The organism is Denitrificimonas caeni DSM 24390, from assembly GCF_000421765.1.
GTDB lineage: Bacteria > Pseudomonadota > Gammaproteobacteria > Pseudomonadales > Pseudomonadaceae > Denitrificimonas > Denitrificimonas caeni.
This window is the reverse complement of the sequence record NZ_ATXQ01000001.1, coordinates 69,743-85,302: the sequence shown is the minus strand read 5'-3', so window position 1 is coordinate 85,302 and position 15,560 is coordinate 69,743. Positions and strand designations below refer to the sequence as shown.

At 49.2% G+C, this 15,560-nt stretch carries 14 protein-coding genes; 9 read left to right on the top strand and 5 right to left on the bottom strand.

The genetic code is table 11. The features are described 5' to 3' along the window. Positions 1–87 precede the first annotated feature (87 nt). The 3 genes from H591_RS0100370 to H591_RS0100360 all read left to right on the top strand — a co-directional run bounded on the left by H591_RS0100370 (position 88) and on the right by H591_RS0100360 (position 3,025). A complete protein-coding gene (locus H591_RS0100370) occupies positions 88–783 on the top strand; it encodes an AzlC family ABC transporter permease (RefSeq protein WP_033420935.1) in 696 nt (231 codons plus the stop codon). Beyond that, positions 780–1,091 carry an AzlD domain-containing protein gene (locus tag H591_RS0100365; RefSeq protein WP_022964954.1) on the top strand — a complete coding sequence of 104 codons (312 nt, stop codon included), beginning with the start codon at positions 780–782 and terminating at the stop codon, positions 1,089–1,091. Before H591_RS0100370 ends, H591_RS0100365 begins: the two co-directional genes overlap by 4 nt. A gap of 95 nt (positions 1,092–1,186) precedes the next feature. After that, positions 1,187–3,025, top strand: a complete 1,839-nt coding sequence (locus H591_RS0100360; protein WP_022964953.1) for a 3'-5' exonuclease — start codon at positions 1,187–1,189, stop codon at positions 3,023–3,025. 41 nt (positions 3,026–3,066) lie between these two features. On the opposite strand, the gene H591_RS0100355 is transcribed toward H591_RS0100360, so the two are convergent. The 5 genes from H591_RS0100355 to H591_RS0100335 form a co-directional block, all read right to left on the bottom strand. Then, positions 3,067–5,877 carry an FAD-binding and (Fe-S)-binding domain-containing protein gene (locus H591_RS0100355; protein ID WP_022964952.1) on the bottom strand — a complete coding sequence of 937 codons (2,811 nt, stop codon included), beginning with the start codon at positions 5,875–5,877 and terminating at the stop codon, positions 3,067–3,069. After that, positions 5,874–6,539 carry a LutC/YkgG family protein gene (locus H591_RS0100350; protein ID WP_022964951.1) on the bottom strand — a complete coding sequence of 222 codons (666 nt, stop codon included), beginning with the start codon at positions 6,537–6,539 and terminating at the stop codon, positions 5,874–5,876. The genes H591_RS0100355 and H591_RS0100350 overlap by 4 nt, the downstream gene beginning before the upstream one ends. Next, a complete protein-coding gene (locus tag H591_RS0100345; RefSeq protein WP_022964950.1) occupies positions 6,536–7,984 on the bottom strand; it encodes a LutB/LldF family L-lactate oxidation iron-sulfur protein in 1,449 nt (482 codons plus the stop codon). Before H591_RS0100345 ends, H591_RS0100350 begins: the two co-directional genes overlap by 4 nt. Next, entirely contained in the window at positions 7,981–8,817 is an 837-nt protein-coding gene (locus tag H591_RS0100340) for a (Fe-S)-binding protein (protein ID WP_022964949.1), read from the bottom strand. Before H591_RS0100340 ends, H591_RS0100345 begins: the two co-directional genes overlap by 4 nt. An 87-nt stretch (positions 8,818–8,904) precedes the next feature. Then, complete coding sequence (locus tag H591_RS0100335) at positions 8,905–10,596, bottom strand: L-lactate permease (RefSeq protein ID WP_022964948.1); 1,692 nt, start codon at positions 10,594–10,596, stop codon at positions 8,905–8,907. Positions 10,597–10,893: 297 nt separating this feature from the next. Here H591_RS0100335 and H591_RS0100330 point away from each other — a divergent pair, with 297 nt between their 5' ends. The 6 genes from H591_RS0100330 (at position 10,894) to H591_RS0100305 (ending at position 15,337) form a co-directional block, all read left to right on the top strand. Then, positions 10,894–11,661: an FCD domain-containing protein gene (locus H591_RS0100330; protein ID WP_022964947.1), complete on the top strand. Its 768-nt coding sequence runs from the start codon at positions 10,894–10,896 to the stop codon at positions 11,659–11,661. Positions 11,662–11,764: 103 nt separating this feature from the next. Continuing rightward, the gene (rluC, locus tag H591_RS14520) at positions 11,765–12,748 is read left to right on the top strand and encodes a 23S rRNA pseudouridine(955/2504/2580) synthase RluC (RefSeq protein WP_022964946.1); all 984 of its coding nucleotides are present in this window, start codon (positions 11,765–11,767) and stop codon (positions 12,746–12,748) included. A gap of 101 nt (positions 12,749–12,849) precedes the next feature. Then, positions 12,850–13,269, top strand: coding sequence for a nucleotidyltransferase substrate binding protein (locus tag H591_RS0100320; RefSeq protein ID WP_022964945.1), 420 nt, complete (start codon positions 12,850–12,852; stop codon positions 13,267–13,269). After that, positions 13,269–13,586 carry a nucleotidyltransferase domain-containing protein gene (locus H591_RS0100315; RefSeq protein WP_022964944.1) on the top strand — a complete coding sequence of 106 codons (318 nt, stop codon included), beginning with the start codon at positions 13,269–13,271 and terminating at the stop codon, positions 13,584–13,586. Before H591_RS0100320 ends, H591_RS0100315 begins: the two co-directional genes overlap by 1 nt. Before the next feature lie 112 nt (positions 13,587–13,698). Continuing rightward, positions 13,699–14,388, top strand: coding sequence for an HAD-IA family hydrolase (locus H591_RS0100310; protein WP_022964943.1), 690 nt, complete (start codon positions 13,699–13,701; stop codon positions 14,386–14,388). Then, complete coding sequence (locus H591_RS0100305; protein WP_022964942.1) at positions 14,381–15,337, top strand: S49 family peptidase; 957 nt, start codon at positions 14,381–14,383, stop codon at positions 15,335–15,337. The genes H591_RS0100310 and H591_RS0100305 overlap by 8 nt, the downstream gene beginning before the upstream one ends. Positions 15,338–15,560 lie beyond the last annotated feature (223 nt).

Here is a 15,560-nt window from a genome sequence, read left to right as displayed (position 1 = left end):
AGCATGTTCAGTGCAAAGGCTTGGGTTGTGTGGGTTGCGTTGTTTTCCGTTAGACTAGCCACCTTAAATTGACTGCCGTTGTTGTATATGACTGATTTATCTTCATCCAGCCAGCAAAGATTCTGGCTCGGTGCACTGCATATCCTACCTCTATGTTTAGCTGTACTCCCTTGGGGAGTCTTAGCAGGCTCGATGGCCGTCAGTCAGGGTTTTACGCCATTGCAAAGTGTTGGTCTGTCGGTGTTTGTCTTTGCTGGCGCTGCGCAATTAGTAACGATCAGCATGGTAGCTGCGGGCAGTGGTTTTATCGCGATTTGCTTAACCATTCTGGTGATTACCGCGCAGCACTTACTCTATGCGCTGATTCTGCGTGAGCATGTATCCACGCTGCCGTTAAAAAAACGTCTGCCGGTGGCGTTTTTATTGACTGATGAATTGTTTGCTTTAAGTGTGGGCAAGCGTGCATACGATTTTGCTTATTTAATCGGAGCCGGTTTGTGTTTTTACTTAGCCTGGATTGGCTTTACTGTTATCGGTGTAGTGCTGGCTGCATCGGTGCCGAATCTGGCCGACTACCATTTGGACTTCTCGATTGTCGCGACCTTTATCGCCATTGTCGTGCCGATGATTAAGCGTCTCAGCACCTTAGTTGGCGTGGTGATTTCATTGGTGCTGTCGCTTATTTTGAGTAGTTTGGCCGTTGCCGGAGCGATCGTGATTGCTGGGCTGCTCGGAATGCTCTGCGCGGTGATGGTCGCACGCTGGCGCGGGGAGGTCGTATGATTTGGCTGCTGATTTTTGCACTGGCTGGCATTGTTTTTTTTAATCGTTATTTGTTACTTGAGCCGCGCTTACCGATTCGTTTACCGATCTTTATCCGCCAAGCGCTGCAGTATTCTGCACCCTGTTTGCTGACGGCAATTTGTGGACCTATTTTACTGGGTGATACTGGTTTAGCCGGGTTAGCCAGCAACCCTTATACCTACGCGGCGATCTTTAGTATTGGCTGCGCGCTGGTGATTAAAAACATGCTGCTGTCGGTGCTAGTGAGTTTGGCAGGCTTTTATGCGTTGTTGTATCTGATGAGTTGAGTGGTTGGATTAAACGGGCTGAGCTTGAGTTAATTGATGTAAGAATTAAGCTTGCGCAGTCATAAAATGGATATTTTGCAGTAAGGCGAAGGCTGATGGCGTTATTTTTTCCTGCACGCAGTGCTTGTGCATTTGATACAACGGGTGAGCGACGCTTTGCCGAGCGTTTAGAAAAGAAGCTCGAAGACGATTATCTGTGCTGGTTTAATGTGCCGATTGGGCCTAAAGCTTTACAGCCTGATTTTATGGTGCTGCATCCTAATCGCGGTATTTTGATTTTAGAAGTTAAAGACTGGAAAATTGATACCATTCACTCGATCACCAAGGGTGAGGCACAGTTAAAAGTTGGTGGTGAGTTAAAAACAGACAAAAACCCGCTGACTCAAGCCCGAGTTTATGCTCTGGAAGCTGCGGTGTTACTGCAAAAAGATGGCCTCCTTAAGCAAACGTCTGGAGCCTATAAAGGCAACTTGATCATGCCTTATGGTTGGGGCGTAGTGCTCACCAATATCACTCGCAAATTGTTTGAAGAGCATCAGTTAGGTGCAGTGATCGACGAAGGGCGAGTTATTTGCCAAGATGAGATGCTCGAATCCACGTCAGCAGAAGATTTTCAGCAGCGTTTATGGGAGATGTTTCACCAAGTCTTTCCTTGTTATTTGAGCCAAGAGCAAGTTAATCGCGTCCGTTATCATTTATATCCTGAAGTACGCATCAACGTGGACAGCGGTCAATTTGGCTTGTTGACCGAGGCGCAGGCTCCGATGCCGTCTTTACTTAAAGTCATGGACTTACAACAAGAGCAATTAGCGCGGTCTTTGGGTCACGGGCACCGAGTTATTCATGGTGTGGCTGGCAGCGGTAAAACAATGATTTTGGGCTATCGCAGCCAGTATTTAGCAGCCTTATCAAACAAACCGATTTTAGTGTTGTGCTATAACAAATCACTGGCTAGCCGTTTGCAGCAAGTGATCCAGAAAAGCCAAATGGGTGAGAAAATTGAGGTGCAACATTTTCATGGCTGGTGTGCACAACTTTTAAAACGTCACCAAGTAAATGTGGCTGAAGGTAGTGGGCAGTATTTTCAGCGACAAGTTACGAGCACGATTGACGCTGTGCAAACAGGCAGAATTGATCATCACCAATATGCTGCGATTTTGATTGATGAGGCGCATGATTTTGAGTCTGATTGGTTTAAGGTTGTGGTGCCTTTGCTAGATCCTCAGACCGACGCTTTATTGGTGCTTTATGATGATGCACAGTCTATTTATAAGAATAAGAAAACCCTTGGCTTTACTTTCTCTAGTGTTGGCATTCAAGCGCGAGGGCGCACTACGGTATTACGTACCAACTATCGCAATACATTAGAGATTTTGATGGTGGCCAAGCACTTTGCGCAAACCCTCTTTATTACTACGGATGAGCAGCAAGAAGATCAGATTCCAACGCTTAATCCTGACAGTGCAGGGCGTCGCGGAGACATGCCTGAAATACACCATTTTGCATCCGCACAAGATGAATGGCGTTATATCGCAGAGCGCATTGGTCAGTTGATAGGGTTGGGTCTTTCGCCTGATAAAATCGCTATTCTCTATCGGAGTGGTCATCAGGCTGAAAGTGCCGAAAAAGCATTAGCTTTGAACGGTATTGCTTTTGCCAGTACGCGCGATGATAGCGCTAAACGTTATCTATTTAGTGCTGAGCCAAGCGTGAAAATTGTCAGTATGTTTTCCAGTAAAGGCTTGGAGTTTGACACGGTTTTTATTGCACATCTTAATCAAATGCCGAATAAGAAAACGGAACTGGAAAGCGAAGCGCGTTTACTCTATGTGGCCATGACCCGTGCGATTGAGACGTTAGTCTTTACCTATCATGGCAGCTCTGAGTTTACCGAGCGAGTGCAGCAAGCTATTGCACATGCAGATGCGCTTTAAAAACGGCAAGCTCAGGGTGTGCTTGCCGTGGTGCTATAGCTTTACTGCTTCGCCTCACTGACGTTGTCAACCAAATACACCAAGTGCTGATAGCTCAGATTGCTGTAGCTGCTGAGTCCTGCTTCACAGGTGCGGCTGGTGGAAAAACCAGCGCTGCAGCTGTCCACTTGCACCGCTAAATCGCGCAGGGCGTGTTGGTTAAGCTCAGGTAAGGTAAAGCCTTTATCGCCGGCAAAGCCGCAGCAATGAATCCCTTCTGGCACCACAACCTCTTTGGCGCATTGTTTGGCAATCGCTAGGAAATTATCGGCTTGATTGAGGTGTTGGGTGCTGCAGGTGATGTGCACAGCAATTTTGCTGTCGAGCGGCTTAATGGTTAAACGCGGCAGGATTTCTTCACGCAGAAAATGCACTGAGTCGTAAATGTTTAAGCGTGAATCATTCAAGTCTTTGAGCAAACGCAAAGTGCACGGGCTGGTGTCTGAGTAAATCGGGTCTTGGCCATTACGGCTGGCGCGTAACAACATCAGGGCCAATTCATTGAGCTTGTCAGCGGCTTGTTGCGGGTAGCCTTTGGAAGCAAAGGGTTGGCCGCAGCAGCTGCTGTCCATGCCTTCTGGGTAAACCACTTGAAAGCCTGCTTTCTCCAGCAGCTGCTGGGTTTTTTCGCGCAGTGGTGTTTGTTCAGCATCTAAATGCGCAGGCCCCATCACTTGCGAAACACATGAGGAAAAATACACCACGCGAGGCTTATCTGTTGGCGCGGTGCTGGCGTTTACTGCTTGAGTAAACTTAACTGCTTGAGGGGTTGCGGATAGATAAACGGGTAGGTCAGTGAAGCGCTGATGTAGCTTAAGTGACCAACGATACATGCGTGGCGCACCGAGTATTTTACGCGCCAACTCAGCACTACTCAGCGCCCAGCGCGCGGCACTGGCAGCACCGGCAAATGAGCGCGCAAGGCGCTGAGCGATCTCTGGATGCTGCGCTTGCTTGGCACGCAGCTCACGCACTAAGTCACCGGTATTGATGCCGACCGGGCAACGCTGTGCACATAAACCGGTGGCGGCGCAGGTATCCACGCCGTGGTATTGATAACGTGCTTTCAGTTCGGTGGTATCAATGCCTTGGCGTTGTTTCTCTTGAATGTCGCGCCAGGCGACGATGCGTTGGCGCGGCGATAAGGTTAAGCCGTGCGCTGGACAGACGGGCTCGCAAAACCCGCACTCAATGCACTTATCAATGAGTGGATTGGCTTCGGGCATGGGTTTGAGATTTTTTAAGTGGATCTCAGCATCTGTGGACAGCACCACATCCGGATTTAAAATACCCAATGGATCGAGCAAGTGCTTAATGCGCCACATCAGCTGATAAGCATCGCTGCCCCATTCCAGCTCAACAAAGGGGGCCATGTTACGGCCCGTGCCGTGCTCGGCTTTAAGCGAACCACCAAACTCAACTGCCACCAGATGACTGACCGCTTCCATGAAAACACGGTAGCGCGCGATTTCTTTCGGCTGATCGAAGCGCTGAGTAAAAACAAAGTGCAAATTCCCTTCCAGCGCATGACCAAATAAAACCGCTTCGTCATACTGGAATTGATCCAGCAGCGCGAGCAAGCGATTCACTCCAGCCGCCAGATGCTCCAGCGGAAAAGTGACATCTTCAATAATCACTGTGGTACCGTTTTCACGCACCGCACCGACTGCAGGAAAGGTGTCTTTACGCATCCGCCACAGTAGTTCGTACACCGCAGGGTCTTGGCTAAAAGCAATGTGTTGTTCTTTAGGGAAATGCGCAATGGCGTGATTGATCTGTTGCAGTTGTTGCTCAAGCAGTGGCTTGTCAGCGGCGCGTGACTCAATCAGTAGTGCGCATGCCGTACTGCCGAGTTGCTCAATCCAGTCTGGCATTCCAGCCATGTGCTGCACACTGCGCAAACTGCGGCGATCCAATAGCTCAACTGCAGACACCGCTTGTTGCTTAAGTACTACCACTGCTTGGCAACAGGTTTCTACATCGGGAAATACCACCAAGGCGGTGGCTTTGTGCGGGTAGTCTGGCACGGTGTCGTAAGTGACAGAGCTGATAAAGCCCAGCGTGCCTTCAGAGCCAACCATGAGATGGGTGAGAATATCGATTGGATCGCTGAAATCAATTAAGGCATTCAGTGACAAACCTGTGGTGTTTTTTAAGCGGTACTTGTGTTTGATTTTTGCCGCGAGTTCGCTGTTGTTACGCGTTTCTTCGGCTAACTGACCGAGCTGCTGTAAAAGTTCGCGGTGGCTGTTTCTAAATTGGCTGACACTGACTAAGTCTGCACTGTCGACGGCGCTGCCATCGGCCAGTAATAAGCGCATAGCCGATAACGTTTGGTAGCTATTTTGCGCGGTGCCGCAGCACATGCCACTGGAGTTGTTGGCAACAATGCCGCCAATTTTTGCCGCATTGATCGAGGCCGGATCAGGGCCTATTTTGCGTTGTAAATGCGCCAAGGCTTGATTGGCATGTGCGCCAATGACGCCCGGCTGCAAACGGATGCGTTGACCGTTGTCGAGAATCTCTTTGTTATTCCAGTGGTCGCCCAAGACGATTAATACGGAATCGCTGATGGCTTGCCCTGATAAGCTGGTACCGGCGGCGCGAAAGGTCACTGCTACCTGCTGGGCGCTGGCCTGTTGCAGAATAAACGCCACTTCAGCTTCTGACACCACGCGAACCACTAGCTTTGGCAGCAGGCGATAAAAACTCGCGTCAGTGCCCATGGTCAGCATCGACAACGGATCAGAAAAACAACGCTGGCTCGGAATCTGCTGCTCGATGGCGCTTAGAAACGCGACAGGTAAGCTCATGCATCCTCCACGATTAAGACGATCAAATCTTTCGGGCCGTGTGCGCCGTAGGCCAGCACTTGCTCAATATCCGCCGTTTTCGACGGGCCAGAAATCAGCAGTAAATTACTCGGCATGGGTTTGGGCCAATGTTGCTGCGCCTGATACAGATTGTCGTAAATCTGACTGGCATTGAGTAAAGCGATATGCAGTGGCGGCACTAAACTCATTAAGCGCGGCTCATCAGAGCTAGGCTGCACAACCAAGGTGCCAGTCGCAGCAATACCTGCCAAGGTACCGGTAAAACTGGCGGGCACATCATCAAACAGCTCGCGTTTCCATTCTTCAATTGGGCGGTCATAGGCCAGTAATTGCAGAGGATTTTGCGTCGTTTGGCAGTGCTTGCTAAACGCTTGGCCATGCGCAGTGGTGGGTGCAATAAGCAGCTTATTGATCTTACGTGCGGCTAATACATCCGCGAGTAACTTTGGCCATTCGTGGCTGTTTGTTAGTAGCACTTCACTGTGCACGGCGGTCATCAACTCTTTCAGACGCGTGACGCGCTCTGCTGGCGCATAACGCCAAGGCTCATCCACTAACGTTGCATCGAAAGGATCGGCAATGGGCGTGGTGCCTTCGAGGCTGCTGCGTAAGCTGGCTAGGATTTTATCGCGGGCACTCATGATTTTTTCTCCAAATGTGCTTTGGCTAACTCATGCAAACTGCGCGCTGCGGGTTTCGGCGCACTATGGTTTTGTGTCCATGGCCCAAGATTTTTAGGGGTTAAACCGCCAAAGCGCGTGGCCATAAACGTGCCGGCTTTATACAGCAGAGGCACGCTATTAAAATACTGCCAGCCTTTCCATAGTAGGCGCTCTTTTGCAGAGTAACGGCTGCCTTGTCCATCCATCACCTGACCGGTTTGTTGTGGTGATTTAACGTTCTCTTCACGCAGGCGGCGTAATAGCGCTGGGATTGGGATTTTCACCGGACAGACTTCACCGCACGCACCGCAGAGTGACGAAGCCGACGGATGATCAGGAGTGTTTTCTAAGCCTAATAAATGCGGCGAAATGATTTTACCAATAGGACCTGGGTACACCGTGCCATAGGCCTGGCCACCAATCCGCGTATACACCGGGCAGTGATTCATACAGGCGCCGCAACGGATGCAATTGAGTGTTTGTCGCAGTTCGCTGTCAGCAAAAGCTTGGCTGCGACCGTTATCCAGCAAGACCAAGTGCACTTCTTCTGGACCATCGAGTTCGCCGGGCTGGCGCGGCGCTGAGATCATATTCACATAAGTGGTGATGCCTTGACCGAGCGCCGAGCGGGTCAGTAACGACAATAACGGTACGGTGTCTTGTAAATTGGCGACGACTTTTTCAATGCCGGTTACGGCGATATGCACCGGCGGCACCGTGGTCGACATGCGGCCATTACCTTCATTCTCCACCAGCAACAAAGTGCCAGTTTCGGCGACCGCAAAGTTGACGCCGGAAATACCAATATCAGCATGAAAGAATTTTTCCCGCAAAATACCGCGAGCAGACTGAATTAAACTGTCAACATCATTGGTATAGGGCAGGGCTAAGCGGTGCTCGAATAAACGACCCACTTGCTCAGCATTTTTATGGATGGCCGGCATAATAATGTGCGTCGGTTTTTCATTATCCAACTGAATAATGTATTCGCCCATATCCGACTCAAGCGCCTCAATGCCGTGCTCGGTGAGGTGCTCATTCATGGCCATTTCTTCACTGACCATGGATTTTCCTTTAATCACCTGCTTGGCATTACGGGTTTGCGCGATCTTCAAAACAATGGCATTGGCTTCATCTGTGCTGCTGGCCCAATGCACCTGAATGCCTTGTTTGATTAAGTTGGCTTCCAATAATTCGAGTAGATCTGGCAGTTCGGATAAAGCACGTGCGCGCACTTTGTTGCCCAGCTCGCGCAGGTTCTCGCGCTCATCTTCATCGGGCATCGAAATGATGCGCTTGCTGATCAACGAGTCCATGGCGCTGCGCATATTGTTACGCAACTGTTGGTCTTTTAAAGACAAGCGTGCGTTGGCTTTAAGGTTGCGTGCAGTCACATCAACGGCGTGAATGCGTTGGCTGTTCATAGGCTACCCTCCTGCTTGGGTTGCGTGCGTTGCCATAAAAAGCTGGCCAGATGCTGTCCGAGCAAGGGTATGTTTTGTTTCTCAAAGGCACCATTGATATTCATTAAGCAACCGCAGTCGGCGCTGACCACCTGCTGCGCGCCGCTGGCCAGTAAAGACTGGGTTTTGTCGGCGACCATCGCCCCAGAAATATCTGGCATCCGTACTGAGAAGGTACCGCCAAAGCCACAGCATTCGCTTTCGTGGTCATGTTCAACCCGTTCAACTTGGGCGAGCTGACCGAGTAACGTGCGCGCATGCAAATGGGTGTTCATTTCGCGACGGGCTGAGCAGGAAGTATGCAGCGCCACTTGTAAAGGCTTGCCGTTGTCAGTGAGCTGTACTTGGCAGACGTGCAGTAAAAACTCAGCCAGCTCATAAGTGCGTGCGGCGAGATGCTTAACCTTGGCTAGCATGTCGGGTTCGTCTTTGAATAAATCTGGATAGTGTTCACGAAACATCCCAGCGCAGGAGCCTGATGTCACCACTACCGGCCAGTCGTTCTCAAACAGTTTGAGCTGCGCACGCGCCACTTCGCGGGCTTGCTCGGTGTAACCCGAGGTGTAGGCGGGTTGCCCACAGCAGCTCTGTCCTTGCGGGAAGTCAACGCGAATGCCCTCACGCTCTAACAAGTGAATCGCATCCATCCCAGCTTCAGGGAAAAATAAATCGACCACGCAGGTGCCAAATAAATACACCTGAGTGGGCTTGCCGATTGGGTAAGTGCGCGCGGGCTTGCGTGGCGGTGCAACCCGAGTTTCTTGAGGCACGGCGTTATAAAATAGATGGCTCATGGTCAGCTCCGACGGCGTGAATATGGAAACGCAAACGGGTCAGGTATGCGCTCAGTGTACGCATGCCTGACCCTTTTCAGTAGAGTGTTAAGGCATTAACGGATCACTGATCCCCAGTACATTGACGGCAAATAACACAATCAGCCCGGTAAAAAATACGTAGTACATGGTCGGCCAAATGGTTTTTCGTAAGGTTGAGCCTTCTTGCCCCAGTAAACCTACAGTAGCAGATGCAGCCACCACGTTATGAATGGCAATCATGTTGCCTGCGGCTGCGCCAACGGCTTGGCCAGCAACAATGATCGCGGTGGAAATACCGAGGTTTTCCGCTACGCCAAATTGGAACTGGCTGAACATCATATTACTGACAGTGTTTGAACCGGCAATAAATGCTCCAAGAGCGCCAATACTAGGCGCCAATAGAGGATAAATACCGCCAACGCTGTCAGCAATAAAACGTGCCATGGCAATCGGCATGCTCGGAATATCTGCAGCATTGACTCCTGAGTTGATCAGGATGCGCACCATCGGCACGGTGAATAGCAGAACAAAGCCGGCACCGAGTAAAACGCGGCTGGACTCACTTAAGGCCGCACGAAAATGCTGCCATTGCATTCTGTGTAAAAAATACGCACTGCAAGCGACAATCACTAAGATTCCACCCGGCAAGTACAGCGGCATAAAGTCAGCGTTGATTCCCGCTTCACCAAGGATGTTGGGAAACTTTATTACCACCGATTTCATTGCGCTACCGACGCTTGGGAAAACACGGCTGATCACCAATAGTAAGCCAACTAAAACGTAGGGAAGCCAAGCTAACCAGCTGCTCATTGGCTTGCTGGTCAGGTTATCCAGTTTCATTTCAATCGAGCCTAACCACTCGCTTGGCCATTCTTTGGCAGGGGAAAAATCCCAGGTGGTTTTTGGCGTAAGAAAATTAAAGCGCGCAGCAGTGGTAACAATCGCTAAACCGATTAGACCACCTAATAGAGAAGGGAACTCTGGGCCTAATAAGATACCGGTTGCTGCATAGGGAATAGTGAAAGCGACACCGGCAAATAATGCGAATGGAATAATTTCAAAAGCGGCTTTCCAGCTTTTTTCTTTACCAAAGAAGCGCGTGAGCATTAAAACCATTATCAATGGAATAACAGTACCGACGATGGCATGCACAATCGCCACTTGATTGGTGATTAACTGTAAAAAACTTGCCCAGTCCGAACCATTGGCTAAGAGTTGTGCCCCGACTGCTTCGCTATCTAAACCACTAGTAATACCAATTATAATCGGTGTGCCGACTGCTCCGAAAGATACCGGCGTACTTTGCACCAACATGCCGAGCATAACGGCGGCCATTGCAGGAAAACCGATCGCGACCAATAGCGGTGCGACAATCGCTGCTGGCGTACCAAAGCCTGATGCTCCTTCAATAAAGCAACCGAATAACCAAGCAATGATAATGGCTTGCACACGGCGGTCTGGGCTGATGGTCATAAAGCCGGCACGAATCGCTTGGATTCCACCCGAATGCTTTAGGGTGTTGAGCAGTAGAATCGCACCAAAAATAATCCACAGTATGCCTGCGGTAACCACCAGTCCTTGCAGGGTTGAAGCTAGAATTCGGTTAAAGCTCATCTCCCAAAAGAACAACGCAATTGTTGCAGTCATGGCAAAGACTAACGGCATTGCATGCTTAGCCGGCCAGCGTAAACCAATCAATAATATAGCGGCGAGTAAGATCGGCGCAAAGGCTAATAAAGCCAGTAAGCTAGGCGACATAATGCAACTCCAATAGCTGCTCTGCGCAACTTACAAGATGAAAAACCAAGGTAGATATATTTGACATGGTTAGGCCCTATGATACTGTTGTTTTTATAAATTGGTCATACCAGTTTACAGTTTGTGTTTTTAAGTAAAATACGCGAGCCGTCATCTGTCAATTATTTTGTCTGATACTTTAGTTGGGCGCTATCGATAAGAGGCGCTGCTGCAGCGTGGTATAGACTGCGGAAAATGAGTGCTTGTGGTAGCCTTGTAGCCTTTAATCAGCTGTTCTAATTAGGTAAGAAGAGAGCGATGAGCTTTGCACATATACAGCAGCGCCGTTTGTCGGATGAGATTGTCGAACAACTGGAAACCATGATTTTGGAAGGCGTGCTGCAAGCTGGCGAACGTTTGCCTGCGGAGCGCAAGCTTGCTGAGCAGTTTGGCGTGTCGCGTCCTTCACTGCGTGAAGCCATTCAGAAAATGGTGGCGAAGGGCTTATTGGTCAGTCGCCAAGGAGGCGGTAATTACGTCAGTAAAGAAGTGGGCACAACTTTTAGTGATCCACTGCTTGGCTTGCTCGCAGAAAAGCATGATGCGCAAAAAGATTTGCTCGAATTTCGTCATACCTTAGAAGGCGCTTGCGCGTATTACGCAGCGCTGCGTGCCACGCCAGCAGACCACGAACGCTTAGATGCAGCTTTTGCGCAGTTAGAAGCATGCTATGACGGCTCTGCAGAAAATTGCCGCACTGAAGAAGGCTTAGCCGATGCGCGTTTTCATTTAGCCATCGCCGAAGCCAGTCATAATGTTGTGCTGCTGCATACCATTCGTGGTTTGTTTGATTTGTTGCGCGGCAACGTCATCACCAATATTGGCGGTATGTACACGCAACGTAGTGAAACTCGCGCGATGTTGATTGAGCAACACCGCAGTCTCTATCACGCTATCAAAGCAGGCGATGCCGAACTGGCGCGGCAGCTATCCAATCAGCACATCGAATATGTTTGTGAAGTGCTCGCTGAAGTGGATGAAGAGCAACTGCGAGTGCAGCGCTCGGAGCGACGCAAGCGTATTTAATTGCTGTAGGTTTAGCCTCTACCCCTATAAACGTCTCAGCAAAGAAATTGTGTGCAAAATAGCCTATTATTGAACGCTTTATATAGTTAAGTATTAAGGTTTTATGACCAGTTCAGACTCGCAAATCGGCACCGGTGTACAAATACTTGAGGTCGCGCCAGGCTTTGAAGGGCAGCGTATTGATAACTTTTTATTGACGCGCCTTAAAGGTGTGCCGAAAACCATGATCTATCGCCTGCTGCGTAAAGGCGAAGTGCGGGTCAATAAAGGTCGGATTAAACCGGATTATCGAATTAAAGAAGGCGATTTGGTACGGGTGCCGCCGCTGCGGATGACTGCAGCAGACGAGCCCGTGCCGTTGGCTAAAGGTTTGCTTGAGCGCTTAGAAGCGGCGATTGTGCACGAAGATAAAGGCTTGATTATTCTGAATAAACCGGCCGGCATCGCTGTGCATGGCGGCAGTGGTTTGACTTACGGAGTGATTGAAGCTTTCCGGCAAATGCGTCCGCACTGTAAAGAAATTGAGCTCGTACATCGACTCGACCGCGATACCTCTGGTTTATTGATGATCGCGAAAAAGCGCAGCATGCTCCGTCATTTGCATGAAGCGCTACGCAATGATGGTGTTGATAAACGTTATATGGCGTTGGTACGTGGTAGCTGGCCGGCATCGCGTAAACGCGTTGATGCGCCTTTGCAAAAAAGTAACGTGCGTTCTGGCGAGCGCATGGTGGAGGTTAATCCAGAAGGCAAAGAAGCACTGACCCTGTTTAAAGTGCTGCGTCGTTTTGGTGAGTTCGCCACTTTAGTGGAGGCCAGCCCAATTACCGGTCGTACTCACCAGATCCGTGTGCATGCTTTGTATGCAGGCCATGCCATTGCTGGCGACAGTAAATATGGCGATGAAGACTTCAGTAAAGAAATCCGTGATATCGGTGGAAAACGTTTATTTCTGCACGCCAGTGATCTAAAAGTTACGCTGCCTGATGGTGAGGTTTTAGCGATCCATGCTGAGCCAGGTGAAGAATGGCAAGCGGTGATAGCAGAATTACTCAATGATGGGAGTGCCGTCTCTGCAAAGCCGTAGGCTGTGGCAGTCCATGGTTGAGCTGCAGGTGGATTACCGTGTAGGTCCGCTCCTTACAATGACGTTTTTATTAATTCAGCATTTTCTTAATGAGGTGAGCTATGAGTCATGAAGATATTCGTTGGGTGCAGCGTTTAGCTAACTACGAAAGAGCGCGGTTGCGACTCACGAGCGCGGTTGAATTGGCTGCAACACGCGAGCTCAGTGATTTGGAAAAACAAGGATTGATTCAGGTGTTTGAATTTGTCTTTGAATTGGCATGGAATGTGATGAAAGACTACTTCTTGTATCAAGGCAATCCAGCTATTACTGGCTCAAGAGACGCCATTCGTACAGCGTTTAAAAATGGATTGATTGCCGATGGTGAGGGTTGGATGGAAATGATTAAAAGTCGCAATCAATCAGCTCACACTTACAATGAATCAGTTGCTAATGAGATTACCGAAAAAATACTACAGAGCTACCATAAGTTATTTGCTCAGTTTGCAACAGATATGCAGACGCGAGCGGAGCAGTTGTAATGCCTGAACGCTATGGTTTACCTGCTTACGCTGTAGAGCAACTGTGTGCAGTCTTTAGGCGATATCCAAACATTAAGGCCGTCATTTTATATGGCTCACGTGCCAAGGGTAATTACCGGCCAGGCTCTGATATCGACCTAACCATACAAGGTGAATCGTTAGATCTGTCAACATTATTAATCATTGAGAACCAGATTGATGATCTACTGCTGCCTTGGTCAGTTGACTTATCTTTGCTACATAAAATTGATAATACCGGGCTTGTTGAGCATATCGAGCGGGTTGGAGTGCCTTTTTATACTGCGGTAGTTGCGTAAGCCTCCACGGAATTCGCAGAGTAAAGCACTTTGGTATGAGCAGGGCGCGCCTACGACTGGTGAGTGCCGTAGGCTGTTGCTTGCGTAGAATTTTTATCTTGAGGAGGAAAGGGTGGATAAGCTTCGTGTGTTGATTTTTGATTGGGATGGCACTCTGGTGGACTCAATCAAGCGCATTGTTGAAGCGATGCACATGGCTTCAGATATATGCGCGGTACCGCGCTGCACTGATGAAGAAGTGCGCGCCATTATTGGTTTAGCGATGCCGCAAGCCTACGATGTGCTATACCCTGCAGCAGACGATGCCGATCTTAAACAGCGCTATATCCATGCTTACAGTGAGAAATACTTGCTGTTAGAAGAAGAGCCGTCACCTTTTTATTCTGGTGTGCTGGATGCGCTTGAACACTATCGCAGCGCTGGTTATAAACTTGCAGTGGCTACTGGGAAAAGCCGCCGTGGTCTGCATCGCGTGCTGAGCGGGCACAATATGGTCGATTTTTTTGATATTACTCGCTGCGCTGATGAAACTCGTAGCAAGCCTGACCCTCTGATGCTGCATGAAATCCTCAAATACTGCGCAGCAACCCCAGAGCAGGCTATTATGGTCGGCGATTCACCATTTGATTTACGCATGGCTAAAAATGCCAATGTGCCGAGTGTTGCCGTGAGTTATGGTGCGCAGCCGCTTAGCGTGTTGCATCAAGAACAACCGATTTTAGCCATTGATGATTTTTACGAACTGACCACTTGGCTGCAACAACAGCCCAATACATTGCTCAAAGGAGCTTTACATGACTGACACCAACGTCGATAGCAAAACATGGAAATTGCTTGAAAAAGCCGTGTTGTCGAGCGTCACCGAACAGCGTCGCACACGTCGCTGGGGTATCTTTTTTAAAATTTTAACCTTCACTTATTTGTTTGGTGCCTTGGCATTATTCTCACCTTTGATGAGTGGCGGTAAAGGCGTGAGTACCGGCGCACATACTGCGCTGATTGAAGTGCGCGGCATGATCGCTGATCAAGAAAGTGCCAGCGCCGATAATATAGTCAGTGCTTTACGTGCTGCGTTTGAAGATAAAAACACCAAAGGTGTGGTGCTGCGCATTAACAGCCCAGGTGGTAGCCCGGTGCAATCGGGTTACATCTACGATGAGATTCGCCGCCTGCGCGCTCTATATCCTGATATTAAAGTGTATGCCGTGATCAGTGATCTTGGTGCATCGGGTGCTTACTATATTGCCAGCGCTGCAGATGAGATTTATGCCGATAAATCCAGCTTGGTGGGTTCCATTGGCGTGACAGCGGCCGGTTTTGGCTTTGTTGGCACCATGGAGAAGCTAGGTGTTGATCGTCGTTTGTACACATCCGGCGAGCACAAAGCTTTTCTTGATCCCTTTCAGCCACAAAACAGTGAAGAAACTGCGTTTTGGAAAGAAGTGCTGCAAACAACGCATAAGCAGTTTATCGCCAGCGTCAAACAAGGCCGTGGTGATCGTTTAAAAGATGCCGAGCATCCTGAATTATTTTCTGGCCTGATTTGGTCAGGCGAGCAAGCGCTGCAGTTGGGTTTAATTGATGCCTTAGGCAGCAGCAGCTTTGTGGCACGTGAAGTGATCGGCGCAAAAGAGATTGTTGATTTCACCTTGCAAGAGTCACCCTTTGATCGTTTTGCCAAGAAGTTCGGTGCCAGCGTTGCTGAGCGTATGGCAATTTGGGCAGGCTTTAATGGGCCGCAGTTGCGTTAAGTGATTTTGCTGTGGCGGGTGCAATCCCGCTGCACTCTATAAGCTGCAGAAATAAATAAGCAATATTTTTTGTTTAAATACCATGCAACAGAATGAACTGACAGCTTGTCTAATAACCACACTAAAGCTAGCAAAAAAGCTTGCTAGCGCTTAATATACGACCCGTTCACATTTTGGTGATCAAGGACGTATCATATTGGGCGAAGCCAGAACGTCCATAAAT